The following is a 22,164-nucleotide window of genomic DNA, read 5'->3' as shown; positions in this document are numbered from 1 at the left end:
GCACTGTCAATCGCAGGGTCTGGTGACTGGCCATACACATAAAAAGGTGAGGGAACATGGATCAATTGGCATTGAAGGCGATCGAGTGCATTGCAGGGCAATCCCGTGCGCCTTACCACAGCATTACCCTGGACCGTCTCACGCCGATCATCGGCGCCGAAGTGGGCGGGATCGACCTGTCACAACCATTGAGCGAAGAGCAACTCACCGAAGTGCGCAGGGCCTTTCTGGAAAACCACGTGTTGGTCTTTCGCGACCAGCACCTGACAGTAGAGCAGCACAAAGCCTTCGGCCGACTGTTCGGCGAACTGCGGTCCTTGCCGGTGGAGGACATCGACGGCGATGACCCGGAGCTGGTTGTAATCCGCGCCAGCGCGCAATCGCGGTTCGTCGCCGGGGAAACCTGGCACACCGACGGCACGGCGGACCTGGAGCCGTCCATGGGCTCGATGCTGTACGTCAAGGAAACCCCGGCCATCGGCACGGGCGGCGATACGCTGTTTGCCAACATGCACCTGGCCCTGGAGATGCTGTCGCCGGCAATGCAGCAGTTCCTGGGTGAATTGACTGCGATCCACGACGGCGAGATTCCGTGGAAAGGCTTCCAGCCACCGGCCAACCTGCCCAGGACAGAGCACCCGGTGGTGGTTCGCCACCCGGAAACCGGGCGCAAGACACTCTTCGTGAACTCCGGGTTCACCTCGCACATCGTCCAGCTGTCTGGCGGCGAGAGCCAGACCCTGTTGAACATGCTGTTCGATCTGATCGCGCGGGAACCGATCCTCAGCTGTCGCGTGCGCTGGGCGCCCAACACCCTAGTGTTCTGGGACAACCGCTGCACCCAGCATCACGCGGTCTGGGATTACTTCCCGCATTCGCGCTACGGCGAGCGCGTGACGATCCTCGGCAAACAACCCAAGGCTTGACCCCAGACCATTGCCCCATGGGAGCGAGCTTGCTCGTTCCCATAAAGGGCAGCGATCAAACCGGGGAGGGCGCTGGCGCCAACTCAGGCTGGCTAGCCCGCAACACCCGATACCCCAACAAGCCAATCGGAATGCACGCTAACGCCAACCCCCAGAACAATACCGCGCCACCAAAATGCGCAATCACCACCGCACCGAGCAACGGTGCCAGCGCTGTACCCAACCCCGCCAACATCGAAATCCCGATAAAACTTCCGCGCATGCCCCGCGGCGCCAGGCGATCGATCAAGGTGCCGAACAGCGGCATCACAATGATCTCGGCAAACGTTGCGAAGACCACGGCAAACAGCCAGCCGGCCCACCAGGCCCCGGTGTTCAGCGCTATCAGGGCGTGGGCGACCATCAGGCAGCCCAGCGCCATCAGGTAGGCGGTCTTGTCGGCCAGGGTAATCAGCCAATTCATCAAAAGCAGGTGCACCACCAGCACCACGGCGGCGTTGGTGAAACTCATCATGGCGATGATGTGGTTGATGTCATCGACGCTCAATTGCAGCAGGTAAAAGGTCAGCGGTTCATCGATCTGCGCGTAGACCAGCACCAGGAAAAAGTTGGCGACGATGATCGATAAAAACAACTTGCTGCCGAGTATCGCGCGCAAGATTTCCCGCAGCGCTGGCGAAGTGGTTTTCGTCAGGTGCGGATTACGCAACCGCGCACGGTCGGCGTTGATGATCGTCAGGGTCAGTAAGGCATAGACGCACACGGCAACGCAGAACACGCCGTCGCTTTGATGGTTGGCAAACCACAGGCCGATCAGCGGGCCGATGGCCGCCGCGCAGTTGACCACGTAATAACGGATGTGGAACAGGAACGTGCGCTGGGCATCATCGACCGCCGTATCGCTCAACAGCATGCGCAACAGTGGCTCGAGAATGCTCTGGGACAGCGCCATGCCGATGATTGCCGCGAAATAGCTGGTTTGCCCGGGCAACAGGCCCATAAGCAGGTAACAGCTGGCGCACAGTGCGCAACCGAACAGCATCAGGTTGCGCGAATTGAAGCGATCCCCCAACAGACCACTGAGCGGCGACAAGGCAATCGAAATCACCGCGCCGAGGGCCAGTTGCGCGCCGATCTCGGTGATCGGCGTGCCGAACCGTTTGTTCATCGCCACCGCAATGAACGGCCAGATCATGAACGAGGCAACGCGGGCCAGGCCGATCCCCATCAACAGCCAGCGCGTCGGGGCGGGCAGGGCGCGCAATGAGGCCAGGGTGCTGGTGACAGGGCGCTGGCCCATCAGCTGAGCCGAAGCTGATAGATGAGGTCGTCAAACCATTGATCACCAATCTGATAGGCCTGGGGCACGCGGCGTTCAAACACGAAACCGCATTTCTCCAGCACTTTGCACGAGGCGATATTGCCGTCGGTGACGGTCGACTCCAGCGACTCGAGGCCGATGGCCGCCGCGTAGTCGATGATCGCCTTGCGGGATTCGGTGCCGAAGCCCTTTCCCTGAAACTCCGGAAGCAGCAGCGTGCCAACCTCGGCATGGCCCGGCGACAGAATGCGGAAACCGCTGACGCCGAGCTCCTGCTGGCTGGCCTCGTGGATCACCACCAGGCACAACCAATGCTCGGACTGCGGCGTCCACGCCGGCAGGCGGTGGTCGAAGCCTTTGCGAATTTGTTCCTCAGCAATGTCGCCGAACACGAATTGCATGGTCTGGGGTTCGGTATGCAGCCTGAGAAACAACGGCCAATCAGACTCTACCAGGGTCCGAAAATACAATTGCTCGGTGCGTAACGCCAGCATCCAATGCTCCTCGCGTGATCGAAAAGGGACAGGGGTTTCACGCGGCGGGACTGAGTTCATAACACAGTGTTGATAGCTCCGACGATGGTTCCTTCTGCATGACCCCAGCTTAAATTATTAAACGATCGGTGGAAAATCGTAATTGCCTGCCGGGTTGCCTCTGAACAGCGAACTGTCGCTTCTCAATGAGTCAATAGCCCGGCAGTCAAGGCGCTATTCTGTAAACAGCGGCACGGTAAATCGGAACTCTGATCCTCTACCCGGTTCGCTTTCAGCGCAGATTGTCCCCCCGTGAGCCTCAACAATACCCTGGGTAATGTACAAACCGAGGCCGGTGCCGGTTGGGTTGCCCTCTTTTACTGTCCAGTAGCGGTCGAAAACATGCGGCAGGTTTTCCTTGGGAATGCCCTCGCCACTGTCACTCACGGTGAAGACAATCTCGTCGCCGACCGACTTGGCATGCACGCGCACCTTGCCCAATCGCGGGGTGAACTTGATCGCGTTGCCGACCAAATTCGACAGTACCTGAAACAGCCGCTCCGGATCGGCGTGGATGCGTAGATCGGGATCGGCGTCGAAGGAAATACTGATGTCCTTGTCCAGCGCCAGCGGTGCGAGCAGCGACTGTGCCTCTTCGAACATCTGGCCAACGTCGAGTTTCTGCGGCGTGATGACGTAGCGCCCGGCGTCGATTTTCGACGTATCGAGCAAGTCTTCGAGTAGCGTGTTCATACGCCCGGCAGCATGTTGCATGGTGTCGATGGCCGTTGAGATTCGACGGGAAGTGTGCGGGCCGTCGGAACTGAAGGCCTTTTGCATCATGCCGCAGAGCATCGAGATCACCGTCATTGGATTGCGCAAGTCGTGGGAAACCACCGCCACCAACTCATCGCGGGCGCGCACGGCTTCCTGCTCGCGGCGTACTTGCCGAGCCAGATCGTTTTCCAGCGCCGAGCGGCGCAGATCGTTGGCGGCGAACAGATCACCGTGGCTCCACTGGGTGGAAATTCCGGCCATCTCGACTTTCCAGATTTCGAACGAGGTGCGCGGGCGCAAACGCAGGCCAGCCTCGGAGTTTTCCAGATCCAGCGGCTTGCGCGGATCGCCGCTCCAATTGATGTTCTCCTTAACCTCCGGACGGAACCAGAGCACCCCGTTGTCAACCGGTTTCGGCAGGCTGATGGCAAGTACGCCGCTGGCCACTTGCTGATATTGCTCTGCCGGCGGGTAGACACCGGCCAGGTGATTGCTGGCAAAGACCGCCTCGCCGCGATCCTGCAGCCACTTTTGCAAAGCGCGAATTTCATCCGGCTCCGGACAGTGGCCGTACCGGTGCAATTGTTTGTCTTCAATGATCGCGATGCCGCCGGCATTGGTCAGCGCCATCAGGGTCTGCGGCTGATGTGCCAGGCCGTCGAACACATTCTGTGGCGAGTCGATCATCGCTTGATTGAGCAGCGCCAACGCTTCGACTTTCTCTTCACGCTGGCGGCTGATCTCCAAGGCTTCCATGGCGCTGATTTGCAGCGACAACACCTGGCCGATGGTCTGGCACGCCGCGCGCAACTCCTGCGGCACATGCAGTGGCTGGCGATTGCCGCAACTGATCAGGCCCCAGAGTTTGTCGCCCTTGAGCAGGGAAATACTCATCGACGACAGCACTCCCATGTTCTTCATATACTGGCAATGGATCGGCGACACGCTGCGCAGGGTGGCGAAACTCAGGTCCAGCGGCGTGTTCGTATCCGGACGCAACTTTGGCACCAGCGGCACGGGCTGGTAATCGGCATTGGGGATGATCCGCAGCCAATTGGTGCGATACAGCTCGCGCGCTTGTTCGGGAATATCTGACGCCGGGAAAAACAAGCCATTGAACAATTCCATCGACGGGGAGGATGCTTCGGCGATGACCTGACCGTGGCCTTCTTCCTCAAAACGGTAGATCAGCACCCGGTCGTAGCCGGTCATGGCCTGGATTTCCTTGACGCTGATGTCGTACAGCGTCTGCAGGGTGGTGGCCGCTTGCAGACGCTGAAGCATGCGTCCCAGATGAGTCTGGTTACCCGCAACGTTCAGCGTTTGGAAGTTCTCGACGTTGATTTCCAGCTCAAGGATCAGAACACCCTGATGGCGATGCAGCAAACCCACGAACGCGGTGTCATTGAGTCGAAAGTGCAGCGGCGGTACGTCGGACAGCGCGGGGTGCAGCAAGGCTTCGCGTACTTGTGCCGCTTCGGCGTCGCCGATCAAGCTCTCGAGGGGCTGACCAATCAGGCCTTGCGGCGCCCGGGCCAACAGGGTTTCGACGTTGGCACTGACCTGGATGATGCCCAATGCAGGTTCGCTCAGGGTCAGCAGCACACCGTGGGGCTGGATCGCACCGGGAAAACGAATCGGCTCGTCGGCGCAGTTGGCCAGCAGCTCTTCAAACGCGTCCATGTCTTGCGGGGTCATACCAGTACCTCCTGGATTTCGAGCCAGCGCTCGAAACAACTGAATGTGGTTTGTGCCGCTGCGACGACGGCAGCGCGCTCGTCGGCGCTCATCGGGCGAGTGCTCAAGTAGTGGATGAAGTCACGCCAGCGGCGACCGGTGGCAGCGCCGTAGATATCGAGAAAGGCCGCGCCGTTATCGGCTTCCAGGCCTAGCCGTGAGGCGATTTCCCGACGCAGAATCTGCCCACCGAGCGTCGCGCCTTCGAGCACATATAGAACGCCAAGGCAGGCTGAACGGGTGGTGATGAGCGGCAGTTGATCGCACTGGGGCAGGCTTGCCAGCGCGTCGGTGGATACACCCAGGGCTCGCAGGTCGGCATGCAAGGTCTGTGCTTTGAGACGGGGTGTCAGATCAAAGTCGGCCGGGATCGAATGGCTGTCCAGCAATGCGTTTTCCAGCGGCAGATAGAAGCCGTAATAGGCCTGCATCAGCCGTACAAAAGCCGGCGTATCGAGGGTGTCGGAGAAAAAGGGAAGGCGTTTTTCCAATGTGATGTGCAGTTCGGCAGTGCCGGCTCTGAGATCTTTAAGCACCGGTGGCACACAAACTTCACGGGCCTTTGCTTGCATGTAGATCGCTCTTGGTGAGGCCACATGGGGCCAGGCTTGGAGTGGGGCGTATAGGTCATTTTACCGTTCCAGCATCATAAGCCGGAATGAACCCCGATCTGAATTTGAGCGAGCTCTCCAAGAAAAGTTCTAACGGACATGTCGGTGTTCAATCAAGGTTATCAAGCTGGAAGGGGATGGTTGCTGTGACCAGGGGGCCGGCAATCGGCGTCAGCGAGGTTCAATTTGCGCCTGCAACTGACCACCAACAATGGATATTTCTTTGAATTTTTCCCCCTCGCGCAGAACGAACAACGCGTCCATCCCGCGTTCCTGAGCCAGACGTGGTCCTTCGGTTTCCCCCAGGACCAGCAACGCCGTGGCCCAGGCATCGGCGAGCATGCACGAGGCGGCCACTACGGTGACGGCCGCGAGCGGGTTGCACAGCGGCGCGCCGGTGGCCGGGTTCATGGTATGAGCATAGGACTGACCGGCCACGTCGACCCAGTGTCGATAGTCCCCGGAGGTCGCGATCGCGGCGTCGCCAAGTTCCATCACACCCATGACTGCACGCACGCCCCGGTCAGGCTTTTCCACCGCCACGGCCCAGTTCTGGCCGTCAGGTTTGACGCCCCGGGCGCGCATCTCGCCATCGATGCCGACCAGGTAGCGGGTGATGCCAAAACCTTCCAGGCAACGGGCCAACTCATCGACGCCAAAGCCTTTGGCGATGCCATTCAAATCAAGGTGCAGCGGCGCGCGTTTGCGCACCTGATTGCGTAACGGGTCGACCACCAACGCGGCGCTGGCTGACAGCCGGGTGCGCGGCGGCATCGTCGCGAGCGCCTGTTCTGTAACGGTCGGTTCTGCGGGGCCGAACCCCCAGGCATTCACCAGATCACCGACGGCAATGTCGAAGGCGCCGCCGGATTGCTGACTGACACGCAGTGCCGCTGACAGCACCGTTGCCAGTTCCTGGGGCACCGAAATCCATTGCTGCTCGGGGGCAGCATTGAGGCGGTTGAGGTCCGAATCGGGTTTCCAGGTGGACATTTGCTGGTCCACCCGGGCCACCGCGCACGCCAAGTGACGACCCACTTCGTCGGTATCTATTCCGGCCCCGGCATAGAACAGGGCAGTGTAGCGGTTGCCCATGGTTTCGCCGTTCAGGCTGTAGCGCTGCAACTCAGTAGACGTCTTCACGGTAGCGTCCTTGTGCCTTGAGGGTCAGCACCGTCAGGTTGAGAGGTGCCAACACCTCATCGAGGGCATGCATCACGCCTTTGGCCATTTCGCGACTGCCACACACCAGCACCTGGGCGCCTTTTTCAATCAGCCGGCGCAAGGTCAGGGCATCGCCGATCAGCCGGTCTTGCACGTAGCAGCGGTCTTGAGCCTGAGAAAAGGCCGCGCGCAATGCTGTCAGGCGCCGGTCGGCCAGGTACTGCTTGAGTTGCGGCTCGTAGAGGAAGTCCGAGGCCGGGTTGCGCCCGCCCCAATACAAGTGCATTGGGTGGTGGGCCGTGTTGTTGCGGATAAAACCGGCCAAGGGGCCGATGCCGGTACCGGCGCCGATCAGGATCACCGGGTGCGTACCCGATGCCGGACGAAATTGCGGGTTGGGCTGGATGAAGGCTTCGATCTGCGCGCCGATGTCCAGGCCATGAAGGAATTGCGAGCACATGCCACCGTTGTGTTTACGTACGCAGATCTCCAGCACGCCGTCCTGGGAACCGCTAGCCAGCGAGTAGAAACGCGGGATCGGGCTGCCCGGGGGCAGAATCCCGACCAGGTCGCCGGCCAGAAAGTCCGGCAGCTTGCCGGGTGCCTTGAAGCGCAAGACGTGGGTCGGTGCGTTCACCTGTTCACCGTAGACAATACGCTCTGTCAGCTCCAAGGGATGGGTCTGTGGCCGCTGCGGCGTATGGATCAGTGTCAGGTCATGCTGGAGCACTTCGCCCAACGCGTGGCCCCAGCGCGCAAACTCCTGAGGGGACTGGCGGTTAACGGTTTCTAGCCCCAGCAATGGCGAGCCGCCGGCCTGCAACATAGCGTCCTGCACTTGATGGGCGTACTGACAGAACTGCGCAAACTGGCGGTCGCCCAGGCCCAGCACCGCAAAGGGCAGGCCAGGCTTGAGGCCGGTTTTGGCCAGTCGCGCCAGGAACTTCGAAGCCGAGGCCGGTGCATCGCCGTCACCGTGGGTCGCGGTGAGGATGAACACCCGTTGGGCATTGCGGTAATCGCCGACCCATTCATTCATCGCCGCGCTGTGCACCTGATGTCCACTCTGGTGCAGGGCGTCGTGCAAGGTTTTGGCAAAACCCCACGTGCTGTTGTTTTCACTGCCCACCAGAATCACGCTGTCGGCGCGGTGGGCAGGGCTGTTGTGGCGAATGTTCGGGCCAGCCTTGCGGCGGCGCCACCACAACAGGAGGCCGGTCACGCTCATCAACGGCACGCAGAGGGCGCAGAGCCCCAGCGGCAGGCCCAGCCACCACAGGCCTTCGCCGGTGTGCAACTGGTAGATCAATTCATGGAGGTTGTGCATCGAGTCGTGGGCTTGATAGGACAGCAAGGCGCCACTGACCTGATCCACGTAGCCGTCGCCCTGAGCCGTGCGCAGGGAAAACACATCGCGCGGGTTGCCGGGACTCGGGTAGACCAGCTCGCGCAGGTCGTTCAGGTCGGTGGCCTGCAAGGCTTGCAGCTTCGCCACCGGCAACGCCGGGCCGGCGCTGACGTGGGTGGGAAAGGCGGGTTCACTTTGACTGCCGTCGGCGATAAAACCAAAAGTGGTGGCGGACATATAGAGCCCGCTGAGTGCTGACAGCAGTAGCCCGGGCAAGGTCAGTCGCCCGACCTCAGCATGCCAGCGCTGGCTGAAAGTGCCCCGCAGCGGCCGCAGCAGGTTGCGCCAGCCACCCAGGCGCCGAACCAGTAAGAGCGCGCCGGACACTGACAGCGTCAGCATGAACAGGGCGCCGATACCCGACACGCCATGGCCCGGCGTGCCAAGGAACAGCGAGCGGTGCAGGTCTTTCACCCAGCGGGAGAACGCGGACGGCTCGTAAGGGCCGAGGCCCTCGCCGCTCAGCGGGTCGACCTTTTCCGCTCCGGCCTGGCCGTTCTGGTTGTAGTAAACGATCACCGTGCCGGACGCTGAACGCTGGATCTGCTCCACGCCCGCGAAGTGGCTGGCAACGCGCCCGGCCAGTTGTCCGACGCTGAGTTGTCGGGCAGACGTGGACGTGCTGTGCAGGCGCTCCAGCGCCGGGTCGACAGACAGGATCGCGCCGCTGATGGCCAGCACCATGACCAACAGGGCGGCGATCAGGCCGGGAAGGGAGTGGAACTGGCGAAGCATGTTCAGCCTCCAGAAAGGGCAGGTGCTACAAATCGTAAGTAAAGGACTCGACATAGGTGCTGCCGGTCGCCGGCTGGCCTGCGCCCTTGGACGTCAGGGGCACGCTGACATCGGCGCGGGCGTCACGTTTGTCCTCGACGGCACTGTCGATGCGGATCTGATACCCGGCATCGATCAGGGTGTCTGCCAGTTCGACGCTGACTTTGAGCGTGCGCCCACTGCCGACACTGGCGCCGCTGACGCCGTCAAACTCGCTCGGGTTCATCCCGCTGCCACGGGCCCAGTCGCCCAGGTGCTTGTAGTACTTGGCCTTCTTGCCGGCCACCCACAGGGTTTTCTGGTATTGGCCGTTGGCGTCGGTCACGTAGATCGCCAGGTAGGCATCATTGCCGCTGTAGTCCTTGAGCTGGGTGGTCAGGGTTACTACCCGGGCCTGGGCCAACCCCGGCAGGGCAATGGCGCCGGCGAGACAGGTGGCTGCGATGATCTTTTTCATGAGGGTGTCCTTGTGATCGTTAGGTCGAGAGCCTGGACCTGCTTGCTGACAGCAACCTGAATCGCAGGAAAAACTCATCGACGGGTGAGGCGTCACTCGGTGAGCGGGCTGCCGAGATAATCCCTGGCATCGCCGTCGTCGCGGAAATGGATCTCGAGCGTGCGCAGGCGCAGCGAGGCCGGTGAGTAGCTGGCTTCGATGGCATTGCCTTTGCGGTCCAGGCCCTTGAGCTCGTAACAACCGTCGTCGACCTTGATGCGCTGCACGCTCCAGCCGTATTGCCGCTCTACCTGCTGACGCAAGGTTTCGCGCGGTTGCCATTCGCTTACAGGGTCGCTGCAGTCGTCACCGGCCAGGGCGTAAGCGCTGAGCAGCAGGCTCACCAGCGTGGCATTGGCAATAAAACCTGATTTCATGATCTGTCTCCTGCCGAGGTCGGCGTCTGTGGCATACCCTAAGGTGCATTCCTGACAACCAGCTGAATCTTCAGATTCACGTCAGGTAAGGCGATTAAGGTGCAGCAGGACAACCATCACAGCAGGTGCCAGATGCGGGTTTTATTGGTCGAGGACGCTCCAGGTTTGGGGGAAGCGGTGCGCGAACAGATCGCCGATGACGGCCACGCCGTCGATTGGGTGCAACGGCTGGACCATGCGCGCAACAGTGTGCGTACTACGCCGTACGACCTGATCCTGCTGGACCTGATGTTGCCGGACGGGCGCGGGCTGGACTTCTTGCGTCAACAACGCTCGGCGGGGGACGTGACCCCGGTGATTATCCTGACCGCACAGGATCAGATTTCCGATCGAATCGCTGGCCTCAACGCCGGTGCCGATGACTACCTGGTCAAACCGTTTGACCTGTTTGAGCTCTCGGCCCGAGTGGCGGCGGTGGCCCGGCGTTACAGCGGCAACCCCAATCCACAGATCAAACTCGGTGATTTGCAGATCGATATGAGTGCCCGCACGGTACAGCGCAGCGGTGCGACGGTGGACCTCACGGCGCGGGAGTGGGCGCTGTTCGAGGCGTTTGTGCAACGCCCCGGCGCGCTGCTGTCCAAGTCGCAGCTTGAAGAGCGGCTGTATGCCTTCGGTGCCGAAATCGAGAGCAATACCATCGAGGTCTACATCAGCCGTCTGCGTAAAAAACTCGGGCGCGACCTGATTGAAACCGTGCGCGGCATGGGCTACCGGTTGGCGGCCGCATGAAGTCTTCTTCGAGCCTGCAAAAACGCCTCGGCCTGGGGCTGACCCTGGGCATGACCTTACTGTGGCTGGGCGCAACTGTCGGCGCCTGGCTGGTGGTGCAACATGAGTTGAACGAAGCGTTCGACAGTGCGCTGGAAGAGACCGCGCAACGGATCTTGCCGCTGGCCGTGCTGGAAATCAGTAACCGGGAGGAACCCCGTGAAGCGCAGCACGTCGCGACGTTGAAAATGCACAACGAATACCTGACATACCTGGTGCGCGATGCCAGCGGCAAGATCCTGATGCAGTCCCACGACGCCAACCCGAAGATCTTCAGTAAGCGGCCGACCGAGGGATTTTCCACTTCTCAAAAGTACCGCTTGTATGGCGCCAGTGCATTGCGCCAGACGCTGTTCATCGAGATAGCCGAACCGCTTGGCCATCGTCGTGAAGCCGCGCGGGAGGCCTTGTTCGCCTTGTTGCTGCCTCTATTTTTGCTGATTCCCGTCAGCCTGTTGGGCACCTGGTTATTTGTGCGTTTCAGCCTGCGCAGCGTATTGGCTTACCGTCGTGCCATTGAGGCGCGCGGTGTGGGGGATCTGTCGCCGATCAAGGTGGCGCGCCTGCCGGCAGAAATCGATCCGGTGGCTGAGGCGGTCAACCACCTGCTGGAGCGCTTACGCAACGCCCTTGAGGCCGAGCGCAGCTTTACCGCCAACAGTGCCCATGAACTGCGTACACCGTTGGCCTCGACCCTGGCGCAGATCCAGCGATTACACCACGAAGCGCCCGAAGGTCCGTTGCGAGTGCGTGCGCAGAAAATTGAGAACGCGTTGCGCGAGCTTTCACGGCTTTCAGAAAAACTCATGCAACTGGCCAAAGCCGAGGGCGGCGGTTTGTTGTCAGAAACGCCACAAGACCTCATACCGTTGCTTGCCCACGGAGTGGACGAGTGGAACCAACATAGCGGGCAGCGCATCGTGTTGCAGTTGCCCAGCCAGGCCAGCGTGTACTCGACCATCGACCCGGACGCCTTCGGCATCCTGTTGCGCAACCTGATTGAGAATGCGCTGAAGTATGGTGCAACGGACCAACCGGTCCAGGTCAGTCTCACCGAACAGGCACAGCTTCGGGTCGTCAATAGCGGCCCGGTAGTGCCAGAGTCGGTATTAGAGCACCTGACCGAGCGCTTTGTGCGCGGTCACAGTGAAATCAGTGGTTCGGGGCTGGGCTTGGCGATTGCCAAAACCATCGTGCAGGGGGTAAACGCCAGAATGAAATTGTTATCTCCGGCAACAGGTCGGCAAGATGGGTTCGAAGTCTGCGTCTGGTTACCACTTGCCCCATCATGAAAAACTGAGAGGCTCGCCAGCGTTCCGCCAGACGAGGGGCAGCGAGCTAAAGGATGCAAGCGCACGCAAGCGAAGGTAAAGATCTATTGCAGCCGCTCATTGGCGGAATCCGGCAAAGATCCGCCAATGAGTCAGGGTTTTATCAGTAATCGCCTGGTTTACCTTCTGGCGCTGTGGCCGCAGTGATCACTCCGTGCGCGCAGAGGATCAGGTCTGCTGCCCGTTCGGCGATGACGACGCACGGCGCCATCGTATTGCCAATGGTAATTCGCGGCATGATCGAGGCATCCGCGATACGCAGATTATCGATCCCGTACACGCGCAGTTGATGGTCGACCACCGACATTGCATCTCGCCCCATTTTTGCGGTGCAGGACTGGTGCCAGAAAGTGACAGCGGAGTTGCGGATGAACTGCTCCATAGCGCGATGTTCCTTAGGCCCAGGCACCACTTCTCGTTTGACCAGCTCACTGAAGGCGCCGCTGTTACCGAGCTCTCTGCACAGCTCGATCGACGCGTACGCCGCTTTCACATCCTCGGGCGCACTCAGGGAGTTTGGCTCGATGATGGGGGCATCCAGTGGTCCGGCGCCCGACAAGCGCAAGCGTCCTCGACTGGCAGGCCTGGCCAGCCCCGCGAACATTGTCCAGCCATGTTGTGGCGGTTCAATGGCGACTTCCGGCGGAGGCGGCACCGCGAACGCGAGCTGGCACTGCAACAGGTCCGGGGCTTCGAGGCGACTGTCGCTTTTCCAGAACAAAGTGGTTTCGCACCCGCTGCCACCAACAGCCTGGGGTTGCAGGTACTCCCAGGTACAGCCAAAGGCCAGATGGTCCTGTAGATTCTCGCCCACGCCGGGGAGGTGATGGGTTGCTGCGATGCCGTGGTTTCGCAGTTCGTCTTCCGGGCCGATTCCCGATTGCATGAGCACTTTGGGTGTTTGTACCGCGCCCATGGACAGGATGACCTCGGCTGCGGCATAGAAGCACTGCCGTTCGCCTGCGATCACCACCTCGACACCGATTGCCCGTGTACCGACCAGCAACACGCGGGTAACCAATGCCCCTGTCAGAACCGTTAAGTTTGGAGAGTGCAGCCGTGGCTGGATGTAGGCGTCGAAGATGGAATCGCGCTTGCCCTGCTTGATGCGCAGGTCGGTAATGGCGACCCCGCCCGGGCCTTCCATCATTTCCCCATTGGGACTGTCGAATCTGGGGATGCCCAGACGGCTGGCCGCCTCCAGCGTCGCCCACGCGAGGGGTTGGGGTGTCTCCGGCTGTTCGACATGCACCGGGCCACCCGAACCACGCCGGGCAGGGTCAGGGATACCTTGCCAGTTCTCGATCCGACGGTAGTACTTGAGGACCGAATCGTAGCCCCAGGCCGGGTCGCCGGACTCGGCAGCGAAATGGTCCCAGTCTGAGCGGTGGCCGCGCGACCAGACCATCACATTGATGCTGGAGCCACCGCCGAGTCCCTTACCCATGCTCAACGAGAGTCGTCGACCATTGAGGTGTGGATTGGGCTGCCCCTCGAATGCCCAGTCGCGCTTTGAACCCAGGTTCATTGGCCATAGCGCCGGCTCGGTAACCTCGGGGCCCGAGTACCCTTCGCCAGCCTCAACCAGCAAGACGCGTGCGCTTTTCTGATCGGCAAGACGAGCAGCGACCACGCTGCCCGCAGTACCGGCCCCACACACGATGAAGTCATAGTGTTGATCATGCAGATGTTTCATGCGCGCACCCCGACTCGTCGCACTGGTCACTGCTTGCCAACGCTGTGCACTGCCTTGAGGATCACTGCAGCGACCTCAGCGGGTTGCGACTGCTGGGGAACATGACTGGCGTGCACCTCTGAAAGGGTGGCACCGATACGCTTGGCTGCAGATCGCTGAACGTCGGGGTGAATCATCCGGTCTTCCGTGGCGAGCAGATACCAGGATGGTTTGGCCTTCCAGGACGACACTGTCGTTTTATCGTCGAAGGCAGATGCCTTGATGGGACCTTGCGTGGCGGTCATGACGGCGGTCTGCGCTGCCGGGAGATCCTGGGCGAAATCCTTGGCCATGCCTTCTGGCGTCAAGTAAAGAAAACCGTTGCCGTCTGCCTTGATCTGGCTGATGCCTGGGGGCGTGGGCGCACCTTTACCTTGTTCGCCGCTGGTTTGCCCCGCCTCTGGCGCGAAGGCGGCGACATATACGAGCGCGCTGACCTTCTTGTCACTGCCGGCCTCGGTAATCACGGTGCCGCCCCAGGAATGCCCGACAAGAACCACCTTGCCTTGCTGGTTGCTCAACGCACGGCGCGTAGCGGCAACATCGTCGGCAAGCGAGGTGAGCGGGTTTTGCACGACCGTCACGGCCACTCCTTGGGCCTGGAGCAGTGGCACCACTTTGGCCCAGTCGGAGCCGTCGGCGAACGCGCCATGTACGATCACCACAGAAGGCGTTGTATCCTGCGCGTAGCTGGCGCTTGCGATGAAGGTACCGGCCAGTGCAAAGGCGAGGGTAGCGACTTTTGATTTGAACGTTTTCATTGGATGAGCTCCTGTTCGGGAGTTCAGATTCTGCTGATTGACCTGCGTTGCGGGCATCGGTCAATTATCCGACCCCGGGACCTTTTTTATGGAAAGTGCTTTGCAACTCAACATCTCACTGGGCGGGGCACTGGCGACGATCGCCCAGATCGGTGATCTGAGCATGGGCCAACCACTCGGTCATTCCCGGCGTGTTGCCGCACTGGCGCGGATGCTGGCGCAGGCCCGGCACGGCGATGGTGAGCACGTGAGGGTAGCGGAGCACGTTGCCTTGCTGCGCTGGTCCGGTTGCACCGCCAATGCTGAAGGCTTTGCGGACCTGCTGGGCGACGACGTCGATGGCCGCCGCGCGATGCTCGACTTGACACTGGGCAATGAGCAAATGAACGCGGTGCATCAGGCGACCCCGCTTGCCGTCGTGCACTGTGAGGTGTCAGGAGCCATCGCTGAAACGCTCCAGCTCGGTGCCGCCGTCGAGGAGGGCTTGTGTCGCGTGTTCGAAACCTACGACGGCACTGGCCGGCCGCTGGGTCTGACCCATGAGCACATTCCAGAGGTCGCCTATCAGGTCGTGCTGGCAGGCGATCTGGATATTCTCAGCCGCGCACACGGCCTCGACGCGGCTTTACGCTGGATCAAAGAGCAGTCGGATCGGCGTTATCCCGCGTCGCTGGTATCGTTGCTTCTGGAGAACGCCAAGGAGTGGCTGGCGAATCTGGACACCCTTTCGAAAACGGTTGACCACACGCCGGGGCAGCGTTGCGTCTCAATGACGCTGGTGGGAGACATCATCGACTTGAAGCTCCCTTGGCTGGCAGGGCATTCGCGGCAGGTAGCGCATGTAGCCGTGGAAGCTGCACGCCTGTGGGGGCTGCATGAACCCACGTTGACTGAAATTGGCAAGTCGGCGCTCATTTACGGTCTTGGCCGGGCCGCCGTTTCGAACCACCTCTGGAATACCGCAGGGACGCTGCCATACGGCGCCGCGGAGCGGGTACGCCTTGTGCCTTACTGGACGCAACAAGCCCTCAGACCTATCTCTGAACTGGCCGTGCCCGCAGAGATTGCAACCCATGCTTATGAACGACTCAACGGCAGTGGCTACTTTCGAGGTGTGGCGGGCGATGCGCTGTGTGCCAAGTATCGGCTGTTTGCCACGTCAGTTGCCTGGGTCGCGCTAAGGGAAACCAGGCCATGGCGCTCCGCCCACGGCGAAGCGGATGCTGCCAGGTTACTCAAACACGATGCTGACAATGGTTTGTTCGATAAAGATGTTTGCGAAGCAGTCATTGCCGCTGCAGGTGGCGAGCGTCGGATGCGTCAACCGAAAGCTTCGTTACTGACGACTCGCGAGTGCCGCATCCTCCTGGAAATCAGTCGTGGCGCCAGCAACAAGCAGGTAGCGCGGCTGCTGAACATCAGTCCGAGCACGGTTCGTACGCACATGGAAAGCATCTTTCGCAAACTGGAGTGCTCCACCCGCGCAGCCGCCACGTTGAAGGGACTGACACTGGGACTGATTGCCTGAGTCAGGTCAGGGGCTTAATCATGCGACCCTGTCCTGATCGACTTGACGGGTGCGTGCCAGGTCGATGAATGCCTTGGCCGCCGCAGACGGATTGCGGCGGTTCGGGTAGTACAGGCACAGCGTGTCCCTGGGCGGCGTCCATTCTTCGAGAACCCGCACGAACTGTCCGGCGTGGATTTCCTGCTCAACGTCCTGCGCCATGAAAAAGCCGAGCCCCATGCCTTCCTGCACGGCCACCTTGACCACACTGGGTTCATCCAGCGTCAGCGGTCCGCGCACATCGAGACGAGTCACTTCTCCGTCCCGCTCGAAATGCCACGGGAAGATCGCCCCATTTGGTAGTCGCACGCGGATGCAACGGTGCTGGAGCAGCTCGGATGGCGTTCGCGGTTTGCCGTGCTTTTCAAAGTACGCCTGGGAACCGACCACGGCATACCGTTGCGGCTGGCCGAGGGGGATCACGATCATGTCGTTCGGAACGAGACTTGCCGAGCGCACGCCGAAATCGAAGCAGTCAGCAACGATGTCCACCAGACGGCCTTCGGTGACGAGGTCGATGTGTACTTTCGAGTGATGCTGCAAGAACTCCATCACCAGGGGCATGAGCGCTGATCGGGCTGCGCTGGCGAACGCATTGATGCGCAGCGTGCCCGAAGGCCCGGCGTTATGCGATCGAACGGCATCGAGTGCGGCACGCAAATCCTGCAAGGCGGGCCCCACCTGCTCGAGAAATATCCTGCCCGCTTCGGTAATGGCCACGCTCCGGGTCGTGCGATTGAACAACCGCGATTCGAGGCGGGCTTCGAGTTGCGCAATGGTGTTGCTCAACGCGGTGGGGGAGACCTGAAGATCGATCGCGGCTTGCCGAAACGATCCCCGGCGTGCGACCGCTATAACCGCGTCCAGCTCGCTGAGGCCTAAACGGTCGTGTGACATGGATTGTCCTGAATATCGGGATTAGTCATACAGGTTTGTCCCAGTTGAACAAACTATCCGTCAGGTAGCAAGATCATTGCCGGTTACCCATCCAGGAGATCAGCGAATGAGCCTTCAGCCTGTCAGCAGCGTCGAATCGTACTTTGACCTCATCAGCGCAAGCGATCTGGGGGCTACTGAATGCTTGGCACCTCAAGCCTGTCATGCGTCGCTGAGGCAGGCTGCGCTCGGCGAGCAGCAGGTTCAGCAGCCGGGCGGGCTTTTACTCACCGGGCGCGAGCGTCGCATTCTCAGGGAGATCAGCGATGGCGCCAACAACAAGCAAGTGGCGAGGTCGCTGGACATAAGCCCGAGCACCGTTCGCACGCACGTCGAAAGTATCTTCCGAAAGCTGGAGTGCTCGACCCGCGCGGCGGCCGCCTTCAAGGCTGCGAAACTGGGGTTGATCTCCTGATCCTCGAGCTGGATGAATGCTTCATTGCATCAGGTACGCTGACAAAAGCGCCCAAGATCGCTTCATACAACCAGATTCAGGAGTACGAAACATGCCCCTTCAACTCCCCGACATCGTGAAGACGTACTTTGCGCACAACAAGGGTGGCGATGCAGCACAACTTGCGAGCGGCTTCAGCCCTGGCGCCACGGTAGGCGACGAGAGAAAAACATACGAAGGAATCGCTGCTATCAATGGAGGAGAGTGCGTCCCGGGTTAACCGAAAACGCACTCCACCATCACACAAGCAAGCAGAGGCCTACGGTCCAGGCTTGGCCGGTGGCTGCCCTCGCATGTAGGTTTGATGCCTCATCATGTTATCCATCATCATTTGCTGCATCCCCGTGTATCTGTCCATCATGTACTGGCGTTGACTCTTTTGCTCCGGGGTCAAGTTTGTGTAGTCCTGCCACCCCATCATGTGGCCGCCCCCGTTCATGTGTCCTTTGCCCATCATTCCCGGTCCCCACATACGGTTCATCATGCTCATTCCGGCTTGCATCGTGTTCCAGTGTTCCTGAAGGAGCTTCTGCCGCTGCTGGGGATCCTGGGTTTGCTGAATGTTCTCCATCTCTGCCTGCATCTTCTTGAAGGTGTCTTGCGCCTGAACCATCTGTTTATCGAACTCGGCAACATTCGGAGCTTGTTGTTGCGTCGGTGTCACTTCAGTTTGCTCTGCTGCTAATGCCCATGGAGGCGCTAACGAAGCGGTGAGGAGGAGCACGGCCAACCTGGTATTTTTCATGATGAGTTGCCTTAGTGGGGGGGGAGCTGAAGCAATTTCTCAATTAGCCGATTGCGGGGTTTGTGTCAGGCCGCATTCGCCAGAGTCAAAGACTTCTGCATGACCACTAAGTCATTAACAGAGCTGTCGCAAGCGACCTTGACCTGGATCAGATCCTGAAGTGTCAGACGGGCTGATCGGCGAGGAAGGTTGCGATCTCGCCGACGGTGGCCCGTGCTGTTCGTGTTACACCGATCAGCGTGGCAGAAGCCGAACCGGTCCACTCTCCGTAACCGACCATCCACAGCCTTGGCTCTTTGGTCGAGTGAGTGCCCTCGACCTCGACGCGGCCCTCGGTGTTGACCACCCCCAGAGAGTCCAGATGCTGAAGGGCTGGCCGAAATCCGGTGCACCAAATCACCGCGTCCACCGCAGATTCGCAACCATCGCCCCAAACAACCCCGTTGCAAGTGAAACGATCGAAAGGTCGTACAGACTTGAGAACATTGCGCTCTCGGGCTTCGACAACGGGTGGCACCATGACGATATCGCCCAGCCCACCCACTGGCTGTTCAATGACCCGCCCCGCCAATTGAGCTTTCCAGCGCTCGGTTGCACGTTCGAACAATACTCGCCCATCCACATCGTCAGGCAGGAACATCGGTTCAACCGGGGTCACCCATGTGGTCTCGGCGACCTTTGAGACTTCGGCCAGAATTTGTGCGCCTGAATTGCCGCCACCTACCACCAGCACCTTCTTGCCCGCAAACGCTTGTGCATCGACATAGTTCGCGGAATGTAACTGCTGTCCGGCGAAAAGCTCGGCATTGGGGTGGTGAGGTATGTAGGGATTGCTCCAAGTGCCTGTCGCGCTGACAACCACCCTGGTATCCCAATGCTTGTCGGCAGAACGTACACGCAGGCCAGATTCCGTGCGCTCAACCGACGTGACCTGCACCGGACGTTCAACCGGGAACTGGTAGCGCTGTTCGTACTGGTTGAGGTACTCGATTACATGATTTCGTGGCGGGTAGCCATCTTGCGCAGGTGACATCATCCAGCCGGGGATCGAACTCCAGGTGGACGGGGAGAATAGACGCAGCGAGTGCCAGCCATGTCGCCAGGCACCACCAGGCGCTTCCTGCGCATCGAGGATAACGAATGAAAGCTGAGTTCGACGCAGGAAATACGCTACTGCCAGGCCTGATTGGCCTCCACCGATAATGACCACGTCTAATGAGCTGGCGAGCGAATGCGTCATGAGGAAATCCTGGAGGGTAGAAACCGACAATACCAGTCTCCACCGGTACTCGACCAATCCACCCTTTCAACGGTTGCGCCGGGTCTCCAGCGCCGTAAACACCCACATACCAGTCAGCATGGCCAACACGAACACGATCACTTGCCAGTGTCCTGTCAGCAGAATGGCGACGGCGGGGCCAGGACAGATGCCCGCAATGCCCCAGCCGATGCCGAACAACAGGCTCCCGCCAATCAAGCGTGGGTCCATCTCGCGTTTGATCGGTAGCTGCATTGGCCCTCCCAGCAGCGAACTGGATTGTCGTCGCGCCCAGGCCAGCGGGCCAAGGGCTATGCCAATGGCCCCGATCATGACCAACGCCAGGGAAGGGTCCCAGGCACCGGCTAAATCCAGGAAAGCCAATACTTTGCTCGGGTTGGCCATACCTGCCAGAAGCAGGCCCAAGCCGAACAGAAGGCCAGCAATGAAGGCGGTCAGTCTGGTCATGCTCAACCCCCCAGCAGATGACGCAAGACAAACACGGTGGCGAAACCACTGAACATGAAACACGCCGTGGCGACCATCGATCGCGGCGAAAGGCGTGATAGGCCGCACACGCCATGGCCACTGGTGCAGCCCGAGCCGTAACGGGTGCCGATGCCTACCAATACACCGGCGACGATCAGTCCGAACCCGCCACTTTGGAACTCGATCGGCGGCAGCGTGGCGAACAAGCCCCATAGCAGCGGCGCGATGAGCAGGCCAAGGAGAAACAGCGCTTTCTCACTCACCCCCTCGCTCCCACGCTGTAAAAGACTGCCGATCAGGCCACTGATGCCGGCAATACGCCCGTTGGCAACGACGAATAGGCTGGCCGCCAGGCCAATCAAGGCGCCCCCTGCAAGAGATGACCAGGGAGTGAAGTTTTGCCAGTCGACATTCATGAAACTGCTCCGGAATAAAAATGTTGAGGGAATGGATGACTGGCAATCGTTCAGATTTTTTCCGGGGACACCACCCACACGCTGCAGGGCAACTTGTACAGAAGATGTTCCACCGTGCTGCCAACCAACCGCTCCATGCCGTGGTGACCAATTCGTCCCATGACAATAACATCGGTGTCATAGGCCTGCGCATAGCTGGACAGCACTTTGGCGGGATTGCCCATGATCATGTGCTGGTGTTCCGGTGGGATACCATTGCGTTCAGAAAGGTCGCGAAATGCATCAGCCTGCGCATCGAATAACGTCTTGGCTTTTGCCGAGGAGAAAAACGCCGAGCCATTACTGAAACCGAATTCGTCCGCGCTGATGCTGGAAAGGTCATGGGCGTAGATCACGTCCAGTACTGCATTACAGGTGCTCGCCAGTTTGGAGGCCTCACGCAGAATTCTGTCGTTGAAGCCCTTGTACTTGTCATCAGAATGAAACGGGTCAACGGCTGCGACGATCTTGCGCGGTAAAGCATGGTGCATATCACTGACAAAATGCAGGGGCACCGGGCATTCACGTAGCAGGTGAATATCCAGCGGCGTAAACATCAGGCGTGACAGCAGCGATTCGCGCTCCAGCGCCTTGATCAATACGGCCATCGGCTGTTCTTTGAGATGAATGAGGATCTCCTGCAAGGGTCTTTCGACCCAGACGACTTCCGTGGTGACGTGCACACCGATCTTGCGCAAGGGGCGGGCCTGGTCTTCCAGCCACTGACGATGGCGCTCGACATAGCCCAGCCGCATCTGTTCCAGCGCCTGTTCGTTGACCATTCCGGCAGTCGCCAGCCCTTCGAGATAATCGAACGCCACGATGTGCAGTGCAGCACCTGAAGCCTTGGCCAAGGCAGCGGCCCGGTCGAAGGCAGGGCTGTTTTCCATCAGCGGTGAGACGACCAGCATGAAGCGTAGTTGATCGGACATGACAGATCTCCGGTAGGTAATCGCTTGCCCCGATGGCTGCGGTGTTCTTGGGCCGTGAAGCCTTGAACCTAGCCTGCCGCTGTTCACGACGCCGGGTTTGATCTTTGTCAAATCCAGGGGACAGGATGGTATTGCCTCGACGTGTGGTCATCCGGACTTCAACCCATGATCAGATTGGTTGACCATTATCAATCTTTCGTCCGTGTTCCCGGCGCAGTCTTTGGGCTCGTGGATTGTTTACCCACCAGCGGGACGGTGTCATGAAGGTCGCGATTACGCCGAGAGGCTGTGCGCGCTGATTTTCGAAGCAATACGGAGGTCGCTATGATCATTGATATCGCGCAGAAACCGGCAAGCCATTGCTGGGTCGTGTGCATGGATGATTTTAAAGTGAGTTTCAACAGCCTGGGAGAAGCGCAGGCATTTGTCGGCCTGCTCAAGGCACGTATCGCGGCACCCCATGTCTGGCCCGGTGCCGTTGACACTGGTGATAATGGCAGGCACGGGGATTTCCTGACGGGTATCGCGCACGGCACTGATAAAAATCAAATGCTCAAAACCGGCAGCGATCAATCTGTGCCTCTATTACTGGATTGATTGGCCGCG

At 60.1% G+C, this 22,164-nt stretch carries 22 protein-coding genes and 1 pseudogene; 7 read left to right on the top strand and 16 right to left on the bottom strand.

All coding sequences use genetic code 11. The features are described 5' to 3' along the window. Nucleotides 1–56 precede the first annotated feature (56 nt). Complete coding sequence (locus BVK86_RS07505; protein WP_075945828.1) at nucleotides 57–926, top strand: TauD/TfdA dioxygenase family protein; 870 nt, start codon at nucleotides 57–59, stop codon at nucleotides 924–926. Nucleotides 927–981: 55 nt separating this feature from the next. Here BVK86_RS07505 and BVK86_RS07500 read toward each other — a convergent pair whose 3' ends face one another. The 8 genes from BVK86_RS07500 to BVK86_RS07465 form a co-directional block, all read right to left on the bottom strand. Next, nucleotides 982–2,226 carry an MFS transporter gene (locus BVK86_RS07500; protein ID WP_075945827.1) on the bottom strand — a complete coding sequence of 415 codons (1,245 nt, stop codon included), beginning with the start codon at nucleotides 2,224–2,226 and terminating at the stop codon, nucleotides 982–984. Next, the gene (locus BVK86_RS07495; protein WP_075945826.1) at nucleotides 2,226–2,741 is read right to left on the bottom strand and encodes a GNAT family N-acetyltransferase; all 516 of its coding nucleotides are present in this window, start codon (nucleotides 2,739–2,741) and stop codon (nucleotides 2,226–2,228) included. The genes BVK86_RS07500 and BVK86_RS07495 overlap by 1 nt, the downstream gene beginning before the upstream one ends. 213 nt (nucleotides 2,742–2,954) lie before the next feature. Continuing rightward, entirely contained in the window at nucleotides 2,955–5,195 is a 2,241-nt protein-coding gene (locus BVK86_RS07490) for an ATP-binding protein (RefSeq protein ID WP_075945825.1), read from the bottom strand. Next, a complete protein-coding gene (locus BVK86_RS07485; protein WP_075945824.1) occupies nucleotides 5,192–5,806 on the bottom strand; it encodes a biliverdin-producing heme oxygenase in 615 nt (204 codons plus the stop codon). Before BVK86_RS07485 ends, BVK86_RS07490 begins: the two co-directional genes overlap by 4 nt. A gap of 210 nt (nucleotides 5,807–6,016) precedes the next feature. Next, complete coding sequence (locus BVK86_RS07480; RefSeq protein ID WP_231977899.1) at nucleotides 6,017–6,988, bottom strand: FAD:protein FMN transferase; 972 nt, start codon at nucleotides 6,986–6,988, stop codon at nucleotides 6,017–6,019. Further along, entirely contained in the window at nucleotides 6,972–9,152 is a 2,181-nt protein-coding gene (locus tag BVK86_RS07475) for a PepSY domain-containing protein (RefSeq protein ID WP_075945823.1), read from the bottom strand. The genes BVK86_RS07480 and BVK86_RS07475 overlap by 17 nt, the downstream gene beginning before the upstream one ends. A 25-nt stretch (nucleotides 9,153–9,177) precedes the next feature. Then, a complete protein-coding gene (locus BVK86_RS07470) occupies nucleotides 9,178–9,648 on the bottom strand; it encodes a DUF2271 domain-containing protein (protein ID WP_075945822.1) in 471 nt (156 codons plus the stop codon). Between the two features lie 92 nt (nucleotides 9,649–9,740). Then, nucleotides 9,741–10,064 (bottom strand): PepSY domain-containing protein, encoded by a 324-nt coding sequence (locus BVK86_RS07465; RefSeq protein ID WP_075945821.1) that lies wholly within the window; start codon nucleotides 10,062–10,064, stop codon nucleotides 9,741–9,743. Between the two features lie 132 nt (nucleotides 10,065–10,196). Between BVK86_RS07465 and BVK86_RS07460 the strand changes: the two genes are divergently transcribed. Next, entirely contained in the window at nucleotides 10,197–10,856 is a 660-nt protein-coding gene (locus BVK86_RS07460; RefSeq protein ID WP_075945820.1) for a response regulator transcription factor, read from the top strand. Then, nucleotides 10,853–12,187 carry a sensor histidine kinase gene (locus BVK86_RS07455; RefSeq protein WP_075945819.1) on the top strand — a complete coding sequence of 445 codons (1,335 nt, stop codon included), beginning with the start codon at nucleotides 10,853–10,855 and terminating at the stop codon, nucleotides 12,185–12,187. Before BVK86_RS07460 ends, BVK86_RS07455 begins: the two co-directional genes overlap by 4 nt. Before the next feature lie 142 nt (nucleotides 12,188–12,329). Here the strand turns inward: BVK86_RS07455 and BVK86_RS07450 are convergent, their stop codons facing one another. Both BVK86_RS07450 and BVK86_RS07445 read right to left on the bottom strand, forming a co-directional pair. Next, the gene (locus BVK86_RS07450; protein ID WP_075945818.1) at nucleotides 12,330–13,922 is read right to left on the bottom strand and encodes a GMC family oxidoreductase; all 1,593 of its coding nucleotides are present in this window, start codon (nucleotides 13,920–13,922) and stop codon (nucleotides 12,330–12,332) included. Between the two features lie 26 nt (nucleotides 13,923–13,948). After that, nucleotides 13,949–14,722 carry an alpha/beta fold hydrolase gene (locus BVK86_RS07445; protein WP_075945817.1) on the bottom strand — a complete coding sequence of 258 codons (774 nt, stop codon included), beginning with the start codon at nucleotides 14,720–14,722 and terminating at the stop codon, nucleotides 13,949–13,951. Between the two features lie 88 nt (nucleotides 14,723–14,810). Here BVK86_RS07445 and BVK86_RS07440 point away from each other — a divergent pair, with 88 nt between their 5' ends. Next, a complete protein-coding gene (locus tag BVK86_RS07440) occupies nucleotides 14,811–16,250 on the top strand; it encodes an HD domain-containing phosphohydrolase (protein WP_075945816.1) in 1,440 nt (479 codons plus the stop codon). An 18-nt stretch (nucleotides 16,251–16,268) separates the two neighbouring features. On the opposite strand, the gene BVK86_RS07435 is transcribed toward BVK86_RS07440, so the two are convergent. Continuing rightward, the gene (locus BVK86_RS07435) at nucleotides 16,269–17,186 is read right to left on the bottom strand and encodes a LysR substrate-binding domain-containing protein (protein WP_075945815.1); all 918 of its coding nucleotides are present in this window, start codon (nucleotides 17,184–17,186) and stop codon (nucleotides 16,269–16,271) included. Between the two features lie 220 nt (nucleotides 17,187–17,406). Here BVK86_RS07435 and BVK86_RS07430 point away from each other — a divergent pair. Both BVK86_RS07430 and BVK86_RS07425 read left to right on the top strand, forming a co-directional pair. Next, a pseudogene (locus tag BVK86_RS07430) lies at nucleotides 17,407–17,640 on the top strand (response regulator transcription factor); the annotation flags it as partial. Between the two features lie 91 nt (nucleotides 17,641–17,731). Then, complete coding sequence (locus BVK86_RS07425; protein ID WP_231977897.1) at nucleotides 17,732–17,899, top strand: hypothetical protein; 168 nt, start codon at nucleotides 17,732–17,734, stop codon at nucleotides 17,897–17,899. A 39-nt stretch (nucleotides 17,900–17,938) separates the two neighbouring features. Here the strand turns inward: BVK86_RS07425 and BVK86_RS07420 are convergent, their stop codons facing one another. The 5 genes from BVK86_RS07420 to BVK86_RS07400 all read right to left on the bottom strand — a co-directional run bounded on the left by BVK86_RS07420 (nucleotide 17,939) and on the right by BVK86_RS07400 (nucleotide 21,558). Continuing rightward, the gene (locus BVK86_RS07420; RefSeq protein WP_075945813.1) at nucleotides 17,939–18,424 is read right to left on the bottom strand and encodes a hypothetical protein; all 486 of its coding nucleotides are present in this window, start codon (nucleotides 18,422–18,424) and stop codon (nucleotides 17,939–17,941) included. 163 nt (nucleotides 18,425–18,587) lie between these two features. Beyond that, complete coding sequence (locus tag BVK86_RS07415; protein WP_075945812.1) at nucleotides 18,588–19,664, bottom strand: ArsO family NAD(P)H-dependent flavin-containing monooxygenase; 1,077 nt, start codon at nucleotides 19,662–19,664, stop codon at nucleotides 18,588–18,590. Between the two features lie 66 nt (nucleotides 19,665–19,730). Continuing rightward, on the bottom strand, nucleotides 19,731–20,150 hold the full coding sequence (locus BVK86_RS07410; protein WP_075945811.1) for a DUF6691 family protein: 420 nt from the start codon (nucleotides 20,148–20,150) through the stop codon (nucleotides 19,731–19,733). A 2-nt stretch (nucleotides 20,151–20,152) separates the two neighbouring features. Continuing rightward, a complete protein-coding gene (locus BVK86_RS07405) occupies nucleotides 20,153–20,587 on the bottom strand; it encodes a YeeE/YedE family protein (RefSeq protein WP_075945810.1) in 435 nt (144 codons plus the stop codon). Between the two features lie 50 nt (nucleotides 20,588–20,637). Beyond that, nucleotides 20,638–21,558, bottom strand: coding sequence for a universal stress protein (locus BVK86_RS07400; RefSeq protein WP_075945809.1), 921 nt, complete (start codon nucleotides 21,556–21,558; stop codon nucleotides 20,638–20,640). Nucleotides 21,559–21,882: 324 nt separating this feature from the next. On the opposite strand from BVK86_RS07400, the gene BVK86_RS07395 reads away from it, so the two are divergent. Then, nucleotides 21,883–22,155 (top strand): hypothetical protein, encoded by a 273-nt coding sequence (locus BVK86_RS07395; RefSeq protein WP_075945808.1) that lies wholly within the window; start codon nucleotides 21,883–21,885, stop codon nucleotides 22,153–22,155. Nucleotides 22,156–22,164 lie beyond the last annotated feature (9 nt).

Source organism: Pseudomonas reinekei, assembly GCF_001945365.1.
Classification (GTDB): domain Bacteria; phylum Pseudomonadota; class Gammaproteobacteria; order Pseudomonadales; family Pseudomonadaceae; genus Aquipseudomonas; species Aquipseudomonas reinekei.
This window is presented reverse-complemented; position numbering and strand designations above follow the sequence as displayed.